17 protein-coding genes are annotated in these 17,560 nt (G+C 47.7%); 7 read left to right on the top strand and 10 right to left on the bottom strand.

The window, feature by feature from the left end:
• Positions 1-147 precede the first annotated feature (147 nt).
• Together msrA and AA84_RS0110405 are read left to right on the top strand one after the other, a co-directional pair.
• A complete protein-coding gene (msrA, locus tag AA84_RS0110410) occupies positions 148-1,104 on the top strand; it encodes a peptide-methionine (S)-S-oxide reductase MsrA (RefSeq protein ID WP_037563443.1) in 957 nt (318 codons plus the stop codon).
• A 79-nt stretch (positions 1,105-1,183) separates the two neighbouring features.
• The gene (locus AA84_RS0110405) at positions 1,184-2,419 is read left to right on the top strand and encodes a DUF2075 domain-containing protein (RefSeq protein WP_028977149.1); all 1,236 of its coding nucleotides are present in this window, start codon (positions 1,184-1,186) and stop codon (positions 2,417-2,419) included.
• A gap of 35 nt (positions 2,420-2,454) precedes the next feature.
• Here AA84_RS0110405 and AA84_RS0110400 read toward each other — a convergent pair whose 3' ends face one another.
• The 9 genes from AA84_RS0110400 to AA84_RS0110360 all read right to left on the bottom strand — a co-directional run bounded on the left by AA84_RS0110400 (position 2,455) and on the right by AA84_RS0110360 (position 13,648).
• A complete protein-coding gene (locus tag AA84_RS0110400) occupies positions 2,455-4,563 on the bottom strand; it encodes a helix-turn-helix domain-containing protein (RefSeq protein ID WP_028977148.1) in 2,109 nt (702 codons plus the stop codon).
• 4 nt (positions 4,564-4,567) lie between these two features.
• Positions 4,568-5,260 carry a DUF1028 domain-containing protein gene (locus tag AA84_RS17640; RefSeq protein ID WP_037563441.1) on the bottom strand — a complete coding sequence of 231 codons (693 nt, stop codon included), beginning with the start codon at positions 5,258-5,260 and terminating at the stop codon, positions 4,568-4,570.
• Positions 5,257-6,243 (bottom strand): ABC transporter ATP-binding protein, encoded by a 987-nt coding sequence (locus tag AA84_RS0110390; protein WP_028977147.1) that lies wholly within the window; start codon positions 6,241-6,243, stop codon positions 5,257-5,259. The genes AA84_RS17640 and AA84_RS0110390 overlap by 4 nt, the downstream gene beginning before the upstream one ends.
• Positions 6,240-7,226 carry an ABC transporter ATP-binding protein gene (locus tag AA84_RS0110385; protein ID WP_028977146.1) on the bottom strand — a complete coding sequence of 329 codons (987 nt, stop codon included), beginning with the start codon at positions 7,224-7,226 and terminating at the stop codon, positions 6,240-6,242. The genes AA84_RS0110390 and AA84_RS0110385 overlap by 4 nt, the downstream gene beginning before the upstream one ends.
• A gap of 19 nt (positions 7,227-7,245) precedes the next feature.
• Positions 7,246-8,082: an ABC transporter permease gene (locus tag AA84_RS17635; RefSeq protein ID WP_037563439.1), complete on the bottom strand. Its 837-nt coding sequence runs from the start codon at positions 8,080-8,082 to the stop codon at positions 7,246-7,248.
• 67 nt (positions 8,083-8,149) lie between these two features.
• Positions 8,150-9,094, bottom strand: a complete 945-nt coding sequence (locus tag AA84_RS0110375; RefSeq protein WP_028977145.1) for an ABC transporter permease — start codon at positions 9,092-9,094, stop codon at positions 8,150-8,152.
• A gap of 365 nt (positions 9,095-9,459) precedes the next feature.
• Positions 9,460-11,019, bottom strand: coding sequence for an ABC transporter substrate-binding protein (locus AA84_RS0110370; RefSeq protein WP_028977144.1), 1,560 nt, complete (start codon positions 11,017-11,019; stop codon positions 9,460-9,462).
• Between the two features lie 165 nt (positions 11,020-11,184).
• Positions 11,185-12,159 carry a LacI family DNA-binding transcriptional regulator gene (locus tag AA84_RS0110365; RefSeq protein ID WP_028977143.1) on the bottom strand — a complete coding sequence of 325 codons (975 nt, stop codon included), beginning with the start codon at positions 12,157-12,159 and terminating at the stop codon, positions 11,185-11,187.
• Positions 12,160-12,292: 133 nt separating this feature from the next.
• A complete protein-coding gene (locus AA84_RS0110360; protein ID WP_028977142.1) occupies positions 12,293-13,648 on the bottom strand; it encodes an amino acid permease in 1,356 nt (451 codons plus the stop codon).
• 176 nt (positions 13,649-13,824) lie between these two features.
• Between AA84_RS0110360 and AA84_RS0110355 the strand changes: the two genes are divergently transcribed.
• Genes AA84_RS0110355 through AA84_RS19025 form a run of 5 tightly spaced genes read left to right on the top strand, consistent with a single transcriptional unit; the run spans position 13,825 to position 15,397 of the window.
• A complete protein-coding gene (locus AA84_RS0110355; protein ID WP_028977141.1) occupies positions 13,825-14,487 on the top strand; it encodes a YhbD family protein in 663 nt (220 codons plus the stop codon).
• 1 nt (position 14,488) lies between these two features.
• Positions 14,489-14,812, top strand: a complete 324-nt coding sequence (locus tag AA84_RS18400) for a hypothetical protein (protein WP_028977140.1) — start codon at positions 14,489-14,491, stop codon at positions 14,810-14,812.
• A gap of 4 nt (positions 14,813-14,816) precedes the next feature.
• Positions 14,817-15,002 carry a hypothetical protein gene (locus AA84_RS18840; protein WP_160168718.1) on the top strand — a complete coding sequence of 62 codons (186 nt, stop codon included), beginning with the start codon at positions 14,817-14,819 and terminating at the stop codon, positions 15,000-15,002.
• A complete protein-coding gene (locus AA84_RS0110340) occupies positions 14,968-15,216 on the top strand; it encodes a hypothetical protein (RefSeq protein ID WP_128167233.1) in 249 nt (82 codons plus the stop codon). Before AA84_RS18840 ends, AA84_RS0110340 begins: the two co-directional genes overlap by 35 nt.
• Positions 15,217-15,229: 13 nt before the next feature.
• A complete protein-coding gene (locus AA84_RS19025; RefSeq protein WP_160168717.1) occupies positions 15,230-15,397 on the top strand; it encodes a hypothetical protein in 168 nt (55 codons plus the stop codon).
• 381 nt (positions 15,398-15,778) lie between these two features.
• Here AA84_RS19025 and AA84_RS0110325 read toward each other — a convergent pair whose 3' ends face one another.
• A complete protein-coding gene (locus AA84_RS0110325; protein WP_028977137.1) occupies positions 15,779-17,365 on the bottom strand; it encodes an amidohydrolase in 1,587 nt (528 codons plus the stop codon).
• Between the last annotated feature and the right edge of the window lie 195 nt (positions 17,366-17,560).

Genomic DNA, 17,560 nt, shown 5'->3' with positions numbered 1-17,560 from the left:
TTTGCTAGCGAGATTGGAATATCGCGATAAGGCCGCAATCGAGCAGCAGCGAAACTTTGAATCACGGGACCTTCTTTAGGTCATGCTATAATGAACTTAAAAGTAACCGATTTCACCTATTATAGCGATGGGGCAGGGGGGATAGATGTGACGCGAACGCAAAAGGCAACATTTGCCGGTGGTTGTTTTTGGTGCATGGTTCAGCCCTTTGATCAAGAACCGGGCATTATCAAGGTGCGCTCGGGCTACACCGGCGGCCATACGGAAAACCCAAGCTATCGTGAGGTCTGCTCCGGAACAACGGGACATGCAGAAGCGGTGCAAATTACGTTCGATCCTGAGGTGTATCCGTATCGCAAGTTATTGGAACGGTACTGGCAGCAGATTGATCCGACCGATCGTCAAGGGCAGTTCCATGATCGCGGCGATCAGTACCGAACGGCCATCTTTTATCATAATGCCGAGCAGAAACATCTTGCAGAAGCGTCAAAAAAAGAACTGGAGCAAAGTGGACGTTTTCGTGAGCCGATTGTGACTGAGATTGTCGCGGCAGGTCCATTCTATCCGGCAGAGGAGTCGCACCAAAACTATTATCGAAAAGATCCGGGCAGCTATCGGCGCTATCGCCGGGGCTCCGGTCGGGATGATTTTATCGCGGAACATTGGGGAACAAAGAAAAACCATAAGCAGTTAAAAGAGCAGATGACACCGATCCAGTATGAGGTGACGCAGAAAAGCGGTACGGAGCCGCCATTTCAAAACGCATATTGGGACAACAGTAGACCCGGGATTTATGTCGATCTGGTCTCCGGTGAACCGTTGTTTTCGACGACCAATCAATACGATGCGGGCTGCGGCTGGCCGAGTTTCACGCGGCCAATCAGCACCTATCGGATAGTGACGCATCCGGACAATACATTGGGTATGTCCCGCACCGAGGTACGCAGCAAGCTGGGCGATGCGCATCTCGGCCATGTTTTCACTGAACCGACCGGAACGCGGTTCTGCATCAATTCAGCAGCACTGCGTTTTATTCCGAAAGAAGATTTGGAAAAGGAAGGCTATGGGGAGTACTTGGCGCTTTTTAAACAAGGTGCACGATGAGCGGGTTTTTAACCGCTCTTTTTTTCTGCGATTGAATCCGCTACACTGGAAGATAAAGGGAAAAAGGAAGTGCTTTAAAATGCAGCAAGCGAGTCGCGTTCAACATGACCATAATCAGGCAGTGTTCAAGCTCTCACCATTCAAAAAGTTGTCGGAGCAGCAAAAAAAGCTGAAGCAAAGCATTGAAGCTTTTTGCCGGGTCCACGTGCAAACTTCCGATCCGGCACTGTTCGTCATTCAGGGCGATGCGGGCACAGGAAAGAGTGTTGTGCTCAGTTCCGTCTTTAACACGATTCAAAGCGCGTCACGCAGCGGTGCTGCAGATGATCCGCTGGCGCATACGGAGAATTACCTGATTGTCAATCATGCGGAAATGATTAAACTGTACAAAGAGATTGCTGAAGAACTGCCGCATGTGCGCAAAAAGGACTTTATTCGTCCCACCTCGTTCATTAACCTCATGCACAAACGCGGAGCACGCGCGGACATTGCCTTTGTCGATGAGGCACATCTGCTGCTAAGCAAAAGTGACCGCTACAATCGCTTCAATCAGGACAACCAGCTTGAGGAAATCTTGAAATGCAGCCGAGTGGTTGTGATCGTCTTTGATGAAAAACAGGTACTGAAATTTAAAAGCTATTGGAATCCCATGGCTGTTAAACGGTTTATGGACGGTATCCCAAGCGAAACCTTTCATTTAACCGATCAGTTTCGGGTGCGTGCTGCTGCGGATGTTTCGGAATGGATCAATGCCTTCATCCATAAGCATGTGCTGCCGCTGCCGCACAAGCAAGCCTTTGATTTTCGCATCTTCGATGATGCGGGAGAACTTTTCCAAGTCATCAAAGCGCGCAACAGTCGCGATCATTTGTCTCGTTTACTTGCAACATATGATTATCCTTATGCGCTCGACGGCAAGGACTATTTTATTGATGAGCCGAATTTCCATGTGCGCTGGGACCGCTCGAAACCGACCGAGAAGCAGGCGTGGGCTGAGCGTGCCGACACAATTGATGAAGTTGGATCGGTGTATACGATTCAAGGCTTTGACTTGAATTATGCCGGTGTCATTCTCGGTCCAACCGTTACCTATGATGAGCCGAACGATCAGCTTGTGATTCGTCCCGAAAACTACCAGGATGGTGCGGCGTTCGTCAAACGCGATGATCTCGCTCATGTCGATGCGATTAAAGAGCAGATCATCCTGAACGCGATTAATGTATTGATGACGCGCGGCGTTTATGGGCTGTATCTGTATGCCAGCGATCCGAAGCTGCGGCGCAGGTTGATGGCGCTTCAGGAAAAGAGACGCTGACAAAAAGCACGCGGCTGCTTGCGAAAGCTGCGTGCTCAACCTTGTAAAAATTGATAGATACGACATGCCATGGCGAGGTTCATCCAGTCTTCGCTATGAGAAAGTTTAACCGATAAAATGGCTTCAATCTGATTGATCCGGTAATACAGTGTATTGTGATGGATCATCAATGCCTCTGTTGTTTTCTGCAGATTACGATTATGCTCCAAATAGACGAGGAGTGTTTTTAAGAGTTCTTTATGCTTGCGTGCATCATACTCCAGCAGCAGGCCCAGATGATCCTCAACAAAAAGCTTCAGCTCATCCGGGTCATGATTCATGAGCAAATGATCAATCCCGCCGCTGGAAAAACGGTACACTTTGCCGCTTTTTTTCTTTTTGAGCAATCGGATGCATTGCCGGGCGTCGTTGTAGGATTGATTTATTCGAATAAATCCCTCCTCCAAACGGCCGATGCCTACTTTGATCGCCCCCGGAAATTGATTAATGCGGGTGCTGAAGCGCGTCAGTTTCGAATCAATGGTTCGTTTCTCAGCATCAGATGGGAAGGATAAAAAGGCGACAATGGCTCCTCTTCTGTGGGCAACCAAGCCTTTAATCGTCACTTCCTTGAGTGCTTGTTCCAGCCACTTCATGCAGGCTTCACTGGCAAATTGCTCCTGAATTCCCGGAGTTGCCGCATGCGTGTACTCGCAGATGAGCACGGTGTAAAGATCCTTCTCATTCAGATCTAGATTTTTTGCCTGCTGAAGCATGTTCTCGTTAAAAGTATTACTCAGCACCTGATCAAAGATATCACCGAACAGCTGTCGCTTTGTCTGCTCAACAGCCTGCCGTTTCATGGACTCAAGTCCAAGAAATGAGGCGCTGTACTCAAGCAAGGTCCGGTCACTGTCGTTGAACGTATTTTTATTGATCCAGGCACAGAGAAATCCGATCACGCGTTCAGCACCGACTACGGGGATGATTAACAAAAGTTCATCCTCTGTCAGTTTGAGCAGCTGCCATTTTTTCACGCGTACGGAATAACGTGCTTCACGTGTTTTTAAAAAATGGTCCGGCAGTACGTGCTGCTCACTGGTTCCGCAGGAGGCAATAGGAAAGAGCAGTTCATCATAATAGACAATTGGCGTATGTGCGGTGCTGTACATCGCGCTCATGATTTCATTGATGCCTTTGTTATTACGACTCAATGCAGTCAGAATGTTATATAAGTCGAGCGTTTTTCGCAGCTGCGAGTGCTCGGTGCGAAGCGCGCGATAGGTGATATCCAGTTCACGCTTCGTCTTTTTCGCTTCGCGCTGGTTCTTATAACGACCGTATAATAATGAAATATAGTTTAGAACGTTCTGCAGTGTATCAACGATTTCCGGTGAAAAACAGGAGCCGTCGCTGAAACCAAACAAAACAACAACACCAAAGGATTGCTGGTTGTTGATAATTGGAAAAGCAAGCGCCGTGCTGGGCATCCGCTTCCACTGTGCTGCCTGAATCAGATAGTCCCGGTTTTTCGGCGACAGGGATGCCATGGCTTGTTGAAGAGCTGTTTTCGTGTTATAAACCAGCAATTCTTGTTTAGAAAAGGCGGTGCCGGCGAGCGACTCATCGGATGAGAGCTGAATGCGTTGATAATATTCATGATCGAATCCGATGCCGGACTCAATGACCAGTTTGCTTGTCCGCTCGTTATTCAGTAGCAATAAGCCGGCCTCGGCACCAGGGAGACCTGTAATCAGCGTGTCCAGCAATTTTGTGTAAAAGGAGTCGTCAACGTCATTTAATACCTCCCCGCTCAGACCGAGCCAAAGCTTTTCTTCAACGCTGCGCTTCTCTAAGGCTAATGCCGCTTCAAAGCATACAGGCAGAAATGTACGGCACTGCTGCAAATAGTCACGAAAAACGGCCGTTTTTTCCGTATCGAAGACAAGCAAAAAATGATCCGCTACAGAAACGCAGTCCGCTGCCTTTGGCAATTTGGCGATATAGTCCTGCTGAGGGAAGGCCCAGATGCAGTGCTTTCTGTCTCCGACCCGTTCCCACAATGAGAGATGGGTCAGCGCAAAACGACTGCACCAATTGTGAAGCGTTGCTGCGACAAAATGACGGTTATCCGGTTGTTTCTGGTTGCGGGTTCTGATCGTCAAAGGATTATCCTCTTTCTTTTTTCATCGCTGCTTGGCGATCCTGAAGTTTTACTCCTGCCCGGACTGCATCGATCCACTCATAGTATTCATCGATGAGCACATGCTTATTATTCTTGTAAATGGCGTTCAATTCCTGAATGGGCTCAGCTGAATCATCGACACGAAAGTCGACAAAGGGAAACCCCTCCTCAGCCACCACTTTGATTGCAGCCGCTTGTTTTCCGCGCGCGTCTCCGCCGACCTTGTCGCCTGCAAGCATCGCTGCAAGCAGACGTTCCTGTATTGGTCCGTTGGTTCGTTCAAAGGTTTCCGCTACGGCATAGAGTACATCCAGACTGGTCAGAATATTGCCTTGAACGGCAAATTGATCGCCGATAATATGCCCTTTGGCATCATCATTTTCAACACCGGTATAAACGGCACTGTTTCCAAAATGATCCATGACGATTAATTGACGCAATTCTCGGCCCGGATCTTTCATGAGCAGCGTATTTAACGTTTCATTGGCTGTTTTGCCCGCTTCCAGGTATTTGATTCCAATTGGCCCCAAAGTGGGGTTGACCCATCCCTGGGAAGCGATAATCCCGATATTGGCTTTAATGGTCGGGGAGTAGGCGCCGATACCTGGAAAACATGAGGTTACCGCTGCACCAAAATATCCGGTTTCTTTACATTTGGCGACAATTGAATAAGTCATTGGTGCGCCTCCTGAACAACGTGACATGCGACATAGTGACCTTTTTTCATTTCAACCCACTCCGGTTCTTTTTCTGCACAAATCGCTTTGGCGAACGGGCATCGCGTTCGGAAATGGCATCCGGACGGAGGATGGACAGGACTTGGAATTTCGCCCTTGAGCATGATTTTCTTCTTGGATCGTTTTGGTTCTGCAATCGGAATTGCCGAGAGCAGGGCCTGGGTATAAGGGTGCAGGGGTTCTTGATACAATGCATCCCGATCTGTTAATTCTACCATTTTTCCAAGATACATGACGCCGATGCGGTCACTCATATAATCGATCACACTCAAATCATGAGAGATGAAGAGATACGTATAATTGAAAGCGTGCTGAAGCTCCTTCATTAGATTGAGAATCTGCGCCTGAATACTCATATCAAGTGCAGCCACGGGCTCGTCGGCGACCACAAATTTAGGTTTCAATGCGAGTGAACGCGCAATGCCGATCCGCTGTAACTGCCCTCCGGAGAATTCATGCGGATAGCGATTCAAGTACTGGGACGGGATCCCAACCGCATCGATAAGCGTTTTGATTGTTTCGCTGCGCGTCCGCTTATCTTCGCCGTAAGCTTTTAGCGGCTCATGAAGACTGTCTTGAATGGTCATTCTCGGATTAAGCGCGGCGTACGGGTCTTGGAAGATGAATTGCATCTCCCGGCGTTTTTGCCACAGCGCCTGCTTCGACAGCTGCGTTAAGTCCTGACCGTCAAAAAAGAGTGATCCGGATGTCGGCGCCAGCAAGTGCAGCAGCAGTCGGCCGGTTGTTGATTTTCCACATCCGGATTCGCCAACAAGGCCAAGTGTTTCACCTTCATCGATTGAAAAAGAGACATCATCGACGGCTTTTACGTATTGGCTGTTTTTTCCACGCCAGTTTTTAGCAACTGGAAAATATTTTTTTAGATGATCGACACGAATGAATGGTTTATAGTCACGGTTCAAAAGGAATTCATCCTCTCACTTGATAAATGACAAGCAGACTGATGATTTTCTGCGATTTTATGCAGCGGCGGTTCGACATTTTTGCAGCGGTCAAAAGCGAAGGGGCATCGCTCTTGAAACAGGCAGCCGCCATGCATTTCATAGAGATTTGGCGGATGGCCGCTGATCGGTATCAGTTTTTTTCTTGAGCCGATTTTCGGCATCGATGCCAGCAATCCTTTCGTGTATGGATGCTGCGGATGATGAAACAGTTCGTCAACCGGTGCCTGCTCAACGATCTTCCCGGCGTACATGACGGCGACGCGGTCGCATACTTCTGCGACAACGCCTAAATCATGGGTGATGAGCAAAACCCCTGCTTGCGTCTCGTCTCTGAGCTTAACCATCAGGTCAAGAATTTGTGCTTGTATCGTGACATCAAGCGCAGTTGTCGGTTCATCGGCAATAAGCAATGATGGATTTCCAGCAAGCGCCATGGCGATAACTGCGCGCTGCTTCATACCTCCACTGAATTGATGTGCATATTGTTTGGCACGGGTTTCGTGATCGGAAATCCCTACTTTTTGCAGCATCTTTAAGGCGATCGACCAGGCTTTATTTTTTGCTGCGCGCTGATGCATCTGCGGGACTTCCGCGATCTGATTGCCGATGGTAAAGACAGGATTGAGCGAAGACATTGGATTCTGTGCAATAAAGCCAATTTTGTTGCCACGGATCTTCTGCATTTGTTTGTCGCTTTTTTTGATCAGATCCTCACCCTCGAAGAAAGCTTCTCCTTCAAGGTACTCCTTTTTTTGATTACCGATTAAGCGGAGCAGTGCCTTTGTCGTTGTGCTTTTTCCGCATCCGGATTCACCAACAAGGCCGAGAATTTCGCCTTTTTTTAAAGTGAAGGACAGATCATCGACCGCCTTCACGGTACGTTGTTTTGATCTAAAATATGCTTTGAGATGCCGAACATCAAGAAGCAGGTCGTCATTCATCGTGTTCTCCTCCCATCGATTAGTTGCCTGTGCCGGTTCTTGGATCAAGTGCATCGCGCAATCCGTCTCCGACACTATTGAAACTGAACACCGCAAGCGTGATTGCGATCCCCGGGAATACAGCCGTCCACCATGCAAGTTCCATCCAATCTTTTGCGCTGCTGAGCATGATGCCCCAGGAAGGGGTGTCCGGCGAGACGCCAAGGCCTAAGAAGCTTAGCGCAGCTTCCGATAGGATGGCGAAGGCAAAGGAAAGGGTGACTTGAACGATCAGCGGCGAGAGGATATTCGGCAGAATATGATGCCATAAGATCTTAATCTTCTTAACGCCCATTGAATAGGCGGCTTCAATATATAAGGAATCTCTGATATTTAATACGGCACCGCGTGCGATACGCGAGAAAATAGGTGTATAGACAATGCCGATTGCCAGCATCAAATTGTTTAGACTCGGACCGAGAATCGCCATGATCACGAGCGCCAGAAGAATATCCGGAAGCGCAAACAGAACGTCCGTAATTCTTGAAATCAGTGAATCGACCCAACCGCCACTGTATCCGGCGATTACCCCCATAACCGTGCCGACAATGAAGGAAACCCCAACGGCAATGATTCCGACTTGAAGAGAAATGCGCGAACCATAAATGATTCTGCTAAGAATATCTCTGCCGAATTGATCGGTGCCGAACCAATGCGAGCTGCTTGGACCTGTAAGCCGAGCCGCTGTGCTCATTGTATATGGATTGTGCGGTGCGATTTGTCTTGCAAAGATGGCGATGACGATCAGCAGAAGAATAAATACGAGGCCGCTGACTGCCAAAAGGTTGTGCCGATAACGATTCCAGACTTTTAACATGCGTGAATCACCTCATTTTACTTACTAAGTGCGCACTAGAAGATACTCAAGCGAGCTGCATAGGCATTTATTTATATCGAATGCTTGGATTGATCCATCCGTAGATCACATCAATGATCAGATTAATCATAATGAAGGTTACGGCAACGAACAGAATGGTTCCTTGAAGCAGGCTGTAGTCACGATTGGAAATGGCCTGCAGTGCAAGCCGGCCCATGCCCGGAAGTGCAAACACCTGTTCAATGATTACTGATCCGCCAAGCAGATAGCCGATCTGGATGCCGACGACAGTCATAACCGGTACCAATGCGTTGCGAAGCCCATGTTTCCATATGATTCTCGCATTGCTGGCACCTTTCGCTTTTGCCATTTTGATGTAGTCCTCATTAAGTACATCAAGCATTGCTGAACGTGTGGAACGCATGGTTACGGCGGCAACCGCTGTGCCAAGCGCGATAACCGGCATCAGCAATGATCTTAGATTTTCGCCGATACCTTTGCTCAGCGGCTGGTATCCGCCGGAAGGAAGCAGATGCAAGTGCAGTGAAAAGATGAGAATGAGCAAAGTGCCCAGCCAAAAGTTTGGAACGGAGATCCCGAACATGCCGAATGTTCCCGAAGCATAATCGGCTCTGGTGCCGTGTTTGTACGCGGCGAGCACACCTAGCGGGATCGCGATGATCAGGGCAACAACCAAGCTGAGCAGTGCCAGCTCCAGCGTGATCGGAAGCCGTTCCATAAGGGCTGAAAGCACCGGCTGTCCCGTAAATGAAGATGTACCGAAGTCGCCCATAAAGACGTGTCCAATCCAAATTAAATATTGAAGGATCACCGGCTGATCCAGTCCCATTTCGCTGCGCAGTTTATGCGCAAGTTTCGGGTCGTAATTGGTTCCAAGAATGGCTGTTACCGTGTCTCCCGGAACAAGCCGGATCAAGAAGAACGTTAAGATCGATATGCCGATAAGTATAGGTACAGCGATTATTAATCGGTGAAGAATGTATTTACCCATAAGCTCGCCCCTACAAAATTAGTATGTAATGAAAAAGACAAGGGCTGTCTTGTCTTTTTCGCAAGAAAAAAAGTATATCATTCGCCATAACCTAGTGTCCTAACTAGGAATCAAAAACGCAGGTCTATTAGCAGGGCCAAGGAGGCTTGCAGCGAGCAAGCGAAGCGCCCGTCAGGCACAAACTTGATGGCTTAAAACCGCATACGGAGCAAAAGGAACGTCCACTAAGTAAGGGAACTTCTGCTAACTAGAAATGAACTTTCGCTAAGGGAGTATACGTCCTGTATGCAACGCGAAAGCCACCGCATCCTGCGGAAGTAAGGACCGGGCGCTTTTTGCCCGGTTTTTCTCAATAAGACTTAGGATTATTTGCTGAGCCAAGTGCTCTCCAAAGACTTCGTTGTGACGGTTGGGTTTACATCAAATCCATGAACCGTGTCGGTCATCGCTGTTGATTGTTTGTTGGCATATAAGAATACCATCGGTGCATCTTCCACAATCAATTTCTGTGCATGGTCATAGATCTGTTTGCGTTTTGCTTCATCCATGGTGACGCGGCCTTCTTCAAGCAGCTTGTCAACTTCTTTGTTGGTGTAACCTTGCTGGTTGTAGGCACCGCCTGTATGGAAAATATTGTAGAAGAATTCGTCCGGATCAACGAAGCCGACCCAGCCGACAATCGTCATTTCAAATTGCTTTTTGCCTAGTGCATTAAAGAATACACTGTCTTCTTGCTGCTCAATGTTGACTTTAATGCCGACAGCTTTTAACTGGTCCTTAATAACCTGAGCAGCATCCACTTGATCCTGGTTTTGTCCGACCTTAAGTGTAATTGAGAACCCATCCGGATAGCCGGCATCAGCCAGCAGCTGCTTCGCTTTAGCTGTATCGCGCTTGCTGAATGTGTCCAGCTTTGCGTCATAGGCATGGCCGGGCGGGATTGGTCCACCCGTCAGTGGTGTTGCTTGTCCGAATTTCACTTGCTTATTCAGCGCATTGCGGTCAACGGCCCATGCAATCGCGTCACGGACTTCTTTTTTCTTGAGCGGCCCTTTGGTGACATTAAGCCCAATGTATTCCCAATAGGTGCCGGTCACCGACTTAACCGTGACACCGGATGCATGATCAAGCAGCATTTTATCTTTTGCGGTGAGCTGCAGATCGATATTTAATTCCTTATTTCGAATGGCTGTTGAACGGGCGGTGCTGTCGGGGATGGCTTTAAAAACAACTTTATCTAGATAAGGAAGTCCTTTTTTGAAGTAGGATTTATTCTTTTTAAGGACCATTTCCTGATCTTTCTTCCAAGAAACAAGCGTGAAAGGTCCGCTTCCTGCATCAGCCTGATCCAACTTGCCTCCATTTTTCTCAACAATAGTTTTGTTAACAATTGCGTTCATTGGGTTGGCTAAGAACGTCAGGAACGGAGCAACTGCTTGTTTCAGAGTAATGACAACCGTTGTCTTATCCGGCGTGTCGATGGACTTCACAGCATCAAATTGTTGTGCGCGAACACCCATTTTGATGATCCGCTCAATGGAGTATTTCACATCTGATGAAGTTAACGGATCACCATTATGAAATTTAACGTTATCGTGAAGATGAAGGGTATAGGTCTTGCCGTCTTTGGAAATCGTATAATCGTTGACGAGATCCTTTTCGATGATGCCGTATTTCCCATCCTTATAGCGAAATAAGGTATCATACATATTTTCGATATAGTGGAAGGATTGAGCACTAGTTTCTTTATGTGGATCGAGCCCTTTTGCATCATTAAGGTCGGCAATGGTCAGCGTGCCGCCGTATACGGGTTTTTGATCTGTTTTTGCAGATGTTCCGGAGTCCTTAGTACTGTTTCCAGAAGAACATGCGCTGATTATGGTGAATAAGAGTAGGAAGCATGTGAGCAATGACAACTTCTTCATGTAAGAAAACCTCACCTTCTAAAATGTATAACTAAATTATAGATGGGCGAAAATAGATATTATACAGAAAATTTACTAAAGATTAAAAACCGCTTTTTGGGAGAATTCCCAAAAAAGCGGTTTTGTTTTGCCATCATTCACAATGGTGTGGGAGTGACTGAGGGGTTATGTCCCCCGTCGCAGTGTCACCGGTAAAATATAGTTCTTTTTAATCCCGTCAAATTCATTGTTGATCTCTTTCAATAGAAGATCGACAGCGAGCTGAGCCATGGCGCGGATCGGCTGAACAATCGTTGTCAGCTCGGGGAGGCAGGTCGTTACCATTTCCGTCCCATCATAGCCGACGATCTGGATGTCTCTGTTTCTTTTGCGAATCATGCTGAGCGCGATTGCGGCGGTCAAATCATCACTTAAAAACATGCCGTCGATCGTTGGATCCTGATCCAATAGCGACGAGAGAATCTGTTTTTTGACTTCAGGGTCAAAAGGCGATTCGATTTCATAGGTTTTGAAAGGAAGACCGTGTTCGGTCATTACGTCCTCGTACCCTTTTCGGCGCAAGTAGCTCGAGGGCGCCTCCTTTTGACGGATGCTGTTCACATGAATAATTTTGCTCCGTCCTTGACGAAGCAGTTCTTCAGCGGCCATGCGTCCGCCTTGATAGTTATCGCTGCTGACAACGGTGATCGTTTCCGACATTTTGCGGTCGATAGCGACAATCGGCAGTTTTGCGCGTTGATAAATATCAATCCCGATATTGTGCGCACCAACGATCATTCCATCAACTTGATTGGACAGAAGCATGTCCAAGTAGCTGCGCTCTTTTTCCGTTTGATCCATGGTATTGCAGATCAGTACCTTGTAGTGTTTTTCAGAAAGGATATTTTCAATCTGAAAGATCAACTCTCCGAAAAAAGGATGCCCGGTGGATGGAAAAATTAGTCCGATAAAATGCGTCTTGCTGCCAAATAAAGAGCGTGCGATTTCATTGGGATGATAGTTTAATTGTTGAATAGCATTGTTCACATTGCGCCGTGTCCGTTCACTGATCGCGCCTCGGTTGTTCAGTACGCGTGATACGGTTGTCGGTGATACACCCGCAAGTTTGGCGACATCCTCCAGTTTTGGTTTTTCCGGCAAATCGACATCCTCCTCAAGACCACATCATACACGATTACAATTAGTATAACTGATTTGTTGATTAAAAAATAAATTTTCATCTGAGACAAACTTTTATTTCAAAAAAGTTTTCTGCGGCTCGGCGTAGCGAGTATTATCGCTGACTTTGCCGTTTTTTGCGATGCAGGCTATAGGCAATAAACAGAAGCAAGAACCATACCGGTGTCACAAAAAGAGCGATGCGTGTGTCGGCAGCCATGCCAATGAGCACAAGAAGAAAGATGAAAAAGGCAAGGACGATCCAATTAATTAATGGAGCGAGCGGTGCCTTGAATTTGGATGCGGCAGCAAGATCCGGGCGCTTTTTTAAATAGATAATATGCGCGACTAAAATGACGCCCCATACCCAGATGAAACAAATGGCGCTGATGCTTGTAACGAGCGTGAACACAATGTCGGGCAGGAAATAGTTAAGGATAACGCCTGCAAACAGTGCCAATGTTGAGCAGATTAATGCTGCGCTTGGCACGGCACTTTTCCCTAAGCGTGCGAAGCTTTTCGGTGCATTGCCGTCACGCCCGAGAGAAAAGAGCATACGACTGGTCGAGAACAGCCCACTGTTGCATGCGGAAGCTGCCGAGGTCAGCACGACAAAATTAATGATTCCGGCAGCGGCGGGGATGCCGACGAGTGTAAATACCGTGACAAAGGGGCTGTGCTCTGCATGAAGTTTTATCCAAGGAATGATGCAGAGAATGACAAATAGTGCGCCAATATAAAACAGCAGAACACGTACGGGCAGGCTGTTGATCGCGCGTGGAATATTTTTCTCGGGATCCGCCGTTTCAGCAGCGGTCACACCGACCAGTTCAATCCCGACAAATGAGAAGACAGCCATTTGAAAGCCAAGGAAAAAGCCATCGATGCCATGCGGGAATAAGCCGCCGTACGCCCATAAATTTTGGACGGAAGCTTGTCCATAATCTGTTTTAAAACCGATAACAATTAAAATTAATCCGAGGATAATCAAAGCAACGATGGTAACAACTTTTATGATGGCGAACCAGAATTCAATTTCACCGAACATTTTTACCGTAAGCAAATTTAAAATCGTTAAAACGATCAGGCAGAGGAAGGCAGGAATCCATTGCGGAACCTGAAACCAAAACTGCATGTACTTGCCTACGGCGGTGATGTCGGCCATGGCGGTCATGATCCAGCAAAACCAGTAGGTCCATCCGGTGACAAAACCAGCCCATGGGCCAAGGTATTCCGAGGTAAAATCGGTGAATGATGCATAGCCGGAATTTGATAAGAGCAGCTCACCAAGTGCACGCATAACAAAAAACAGAGCAATACCAATGATGAGATAGGCAAAAATAATCGACGGACCAGCTAAATGAATCGCTTTTCCGGATCCAAGAAATAATCCGGTGCCAATGGCTCCGCCAATTGCGATCAGCTGAATATGTCTGTTTTTCAGCTTTCGCTCAAGATGCTGATTTTCCACTTCATTTCCTCCCTGTTGTCGTTCTCTCTTATGATGGGTTCCGCCCGATGTTTAATCGGGGGATTTATATAGTATAACAAATCAAAAAAAAGGAAAGTGTATGAAAAAACGCCATTTACAACGTAACAGTGTTATGTTATGGTTGGCGTGTGAAAAGACGTGAGGGAGGATCGCGTGTGGATGAACCATTAATTACAAAAAAAGAGCTGCTTGAGCGAACGGGCATTTCGTATGGTCAGCTCTATCGTTGGAAGCGGAAAAATTTGATTCCGGAAAACTGGTTTATTCGAAAAGCAACTTATACCGGGCAAGAAACCTTTTTCCCAGAAAAGAAAATCTTAAATCGGGTTCATGTGATATCGGAGATGAAGGATACGTTGTCGCTTGATGAACTGGCAGAGCATTTTTCGCCGCGGTCGGTGACAAAAATCTTTTTATCTGAAGAACAGATGCTTGATCAAAACATTGTTTCAACAACAGCCCTGAATCTTTTCAAGAAGCAACGACCGAATCAGAGCGAATATCCGTTTATCGATTTACTGGCCATGTTTCTGCTTGACCAAATGCTGAGCGAGGGGCAAATGAATCGTTCGGAAGCCAGCGATCTACTCAATGTTATGCAGGAGAACAGCAGCAGACTTTACGATAAAAATAGTTATTTATATTATATCCGGAAAATGGGTGTTTCTGTGGTTTTGATTGCTGCAGATGAAGTTTCGATTTTCTTTGATCAAGGAGTGCACGTCATTAAGAAACAGTCAATCTCCTCGAATATTGAGAAATTAAAAAAACGAATCGAATCGATAAACGCGAGAGAAATCAGTCGAGAGGGCGGGTAAAATGAGTCAAGCGACAGGAAAAGACTTGAAAATAATGGGCGAAACGCAATCGAACGGCGGGCAATTCGATAAAGTGCGAACGATGGGTGAATGTACGATAACGGGATCGGTGGAAGCGGACTCATGCAAGGTGATGGGTGAATGCTCCATTTCCGGCGACCTGTCCTGTACGACATTTAAAAATATGGGTGAAGTCGCTATCGGCGGCAGTTTGGCAGCCAAGCAGGCCCGGCTGATTGGGACAAACGCAGGTGCAAGGTCATTGTGCGTTGCAGCAGTCCGTGGTTTACGGGGAACTGACGATTGCGCAGAACGTCACCGGTGAGTCGATGAAAGTACATGGTATGCTCAGCGTTTCCGGCGATGTATCGCTTGAGGCATTGGGTATGCGCGGCGGTATTCAGGTAGCGGGTTTGCTCAATTGCGACACAATTGATATGGTACTGAAATTTAATACGATCAATAAGGTGCGGGAAATCGGTGCAACAGCTGAGCGCCGAATCGATGATCATTAACGGTTCATGTAAGGTGAAGGGCGATGTTCATGGAGAACGCATTCAAAGTGACGGCCAGACCAAGGTGTTTGGTGCGATGCACGGCGACTCTATAAGTAGTTCCGGAATGCTGGTCGTTGAAAAAGATTTAGAGAGTGAGGAGCTTGCGGTTAACGGTCCGCCGTCAGACAGCAGCAACTGCGTTGTTTGCTTCACTGTTGAGCGCTATGGGTAAAAGAAGGTTGATCGTGGATACGATCGAAGGCGATGATATTTATCTCGAAGATACTGAAGCAAACGTTGTTCGCGGCGATCGCGTGAAAATCGGCCCCGGCTGTATGATTGGACGCGTGATCTATAGAAGTGATTATCAAAAAGATGATAAAGCAGAGGTTCAAACGTCGCTTACCATGTAATGGAAGATGCGTGCGAAACCCGGAGAGAAGCAAAAGAAGTCCAATCGGAAACAGCCATCCGCACCGTTCGCGTATGGCTGTTTTATCAGAACAAACGAAGAAAGAAAAGCGTAACAAGGAGGCTATACAGCGGTGAAGCAACCGATCGATGCCGAAAGTCATTGAAGAAGGTGCACGTGTGCTGATTCTTGGTGCGATGTCGGGACGTGCGTCCCTAGCTAAGCAACCGTATGACGCGCATCCGCGCAATCAATCTTGGCCAATTGTGTATATACTTTTCGGAAGCAGGAAACGTCCCTGCTTCATATCCGTCAATGCGTCCGACTCCATCGCGTTAGAAAAGTTAAAGGAGTGGCCCAAAGTTAAAAACGAGTTGTCATCTCACCGCTCATAGACAATCTGCTCGTTAACGATGGTTTTTCGAATGGTCAGCGCACGCAGATCTGCAGGATCAACGGTAAAGGGATCTTGATCGAGTACCGTGAAATCGGCAAACTTGCCGGGTGCAATCGTCCCGCATGAACCGCTCTGACCAGCCGCTGCCGCACTGCCTGAAGTATAAAGCGACAGCGCATCAAAAATACTCAGCGCTTCTTCAGGAAAATAACGCTTGCCGTTCACATCTGAATTGCAAGTCCGTGTAACGGCAGCATGGATGGCCAGAAACGGGTTAGGGACTTCGATTGGGGCATCACTCCCACCGGCTATCGGGAAGCCGTTTTCCTTGATCGATTTCCAGGCGAAGGCAAGCGGCGGAAAGTCCGAACCAAGGACATCCAGTGCCCAAGGCATGTCGCTGCTCATGAATTGCGGCTGAATGTCAAAAATCAGCGGCATGCCTTTTGCCGCATCAAGCATATCGCTGCGCAGCCACGGCGTATGAATCATGCGATCAAGCTGACCCGGCTGCGGCGGGAATTTCTTGAGTACGTGAACCACGTCGGCAAAAGCGCGATCGCCAATGATATGAACTGCCACCGGAAGCTGCGCGAGTCGTGCTTGCTGCACGATCTGCTCAAAGGCTTCCGCGCGATGAAACTGCAGCCCGTAATTATTCGGCTCCCCGGCATACGGTTGGGTCATGAAGGCGGTATGTGAGCCAACCGTACCATCATAGAAAATCTTCACTGCGCCGAGTGTCACAAATTCGTCGGGCGAGGTAACGGTGCGGGGCGCGCGTAAGTAAGCATCCAGTTCACGGTGATGAACGAGCAGATGCGCGCGAAACGGGAAGGGTTCGTTTAGTGTCTGCCGATACGCTCGGACGGTCCCAACAAGCCCATTGAAGTAATGAAGGTCCTCTGAGTGTGCACCAACAATCCCTTTTTTCCATAAATCGTTGACGGCGATCCGGATTAGCCGCGCCAGTTCTGCCTGAGACTCTTTTGGGAATCGCTCTATGGCGAGTGTCGATGCCTCATCGCGCAAAACCCCGGTCGGGAAACCATCATCATCTAAGTCAATCATTCCGCCTCCGTCAAAGACTTGATTGCGTTTGAGTCCAATTGCGTGAATGAACGGCGTATTGATGCTGACGGTGTGGTAATCGATGCGCCGGACCAGGATCGGATGCGTGCGGCTGATCGCATCGAGATCGCGGCACGTCAAAAGTCGGTTGCTGTCGGTTAAACGATTGTCGTCATAGCCTTCGACAAACAGCCAGTCGCCATCCTTCAATATTTCGGCACGCGCGGCAATAGCTTCGAGACATGCTTTTTTGGTTGTAGCCTTTGAAAGATTGAGTCGATCCAAGGCTTGTCCATACCAGATCAAATGCAGATGGCTGTCGATAAAACCGGGAAAAATCGTCCTGCCTTTAAGGTCCATGACGTCAACAGCTCTTCCCCGAACCTGCGCTTCAGCTTCGTGACCGGTTGCGACAATTTTTCCATGTTCTGTGAGCACGCAATGGATGGTTTCTCCAGGTTTTCTCATTGTATAAAAAGTCCCATTTGTCCAAAACTTCATCTTTTTCACCCCATCTTTTAGATTAACATAAGGGAAATAAAAAAAGACAAAACACCCCCATTGCCGGTTGCTCAATCGGTGAATGGACACAAGAAATCATACGAGCGCATAGCAATCAGTGGACAAGATCGGGTATAATAGCAGTGCATGTGAGAAAAGACAGGCTTGATCGTCAGAGACGGGTAGCCAAAGAGA

Source organism: Sporolactobacillus terrae DSM 11697 (genome assembly GCF_000648615.1).
Taxonomy (GTDB): Bacteria; Bacillota; Bacilli; order Bacillales; family Sporolactobacillaceae; genus Sporolactobacillus; species Sporolactobacillus terrae.
The sequence above is the reverse complement of the archived record's forward strand: the minus strand, read 5'-3'. Positions and strand labels throughout refer to the sequence as shown.

Excerpts from the sequence above, each read along its gene's own strand:
- AA84_RS0110405 (WP_028977149.1), top strand. The coding sequence starts at position 1,184 with ATGCAGCAAGCGAGTCGCGTTCAACATGACCATAATCAGGCAGTGTTC.
- AA84_RS17640 (WP_037563441.1), bottom strand. The coding sequence starts at position 5,260 with ATGACTTATTCAATTGTCGCCAAATGTAAAGAAACCGGATATTTTGGT.
- AA84_RS0110385 (WP_028977146.1), bottom strand. The coding sequence starts at position 7,226 with ATGAATGACGACCTGCTTCTTGATGTTCGGCATCTCAAAGCATATTTT.
- AA84_RS17635 (WP_037563439.1), bottom strand. The coding sequence starts at position 8,082 with ATGTTAAAAGTCTGGAATCGTTATCGGCACAACCTTTTGGCAGTCAGC.
- AA84_RS0110375 (WP_028977145.1), bottom strand. The coding sequence starts at position 9,094 with ATGGGTAAATACATTCTTCACCGATTAATAATCGCTGTACCTATACTT.
- AA84_RS0110370 (WP_028977144.1), bottom strand. The coding sequence starts at position 11,019 with ATGAAGAAGTTGTCATTGCTCACATGCTTCCTACTCTTATTCACCATA.
- AA84_RS18400 (WP_028977140.1), top strand. The coding sequence starts at position 14,489 with ATGAGTCAAGCGACAGGAAAAGACTTGAAAATAATGGGCGAAACGCAA.
- AA84_RS18840 (WP_160168718.1), top strand. The coding sequence starts at position 14,817 with ATGAAAGTACATGGTATGCTCAGCGTTTCCGGCGATGTATCGCTTGAG.
- AA84_RS0110325 (WP_028977137.1), bottom strand. The coding sequence starts at position 17,365 with ATGAAGTTTTGGACAAATGGGACTTTTTATACAATGAGAAAACCTGGA.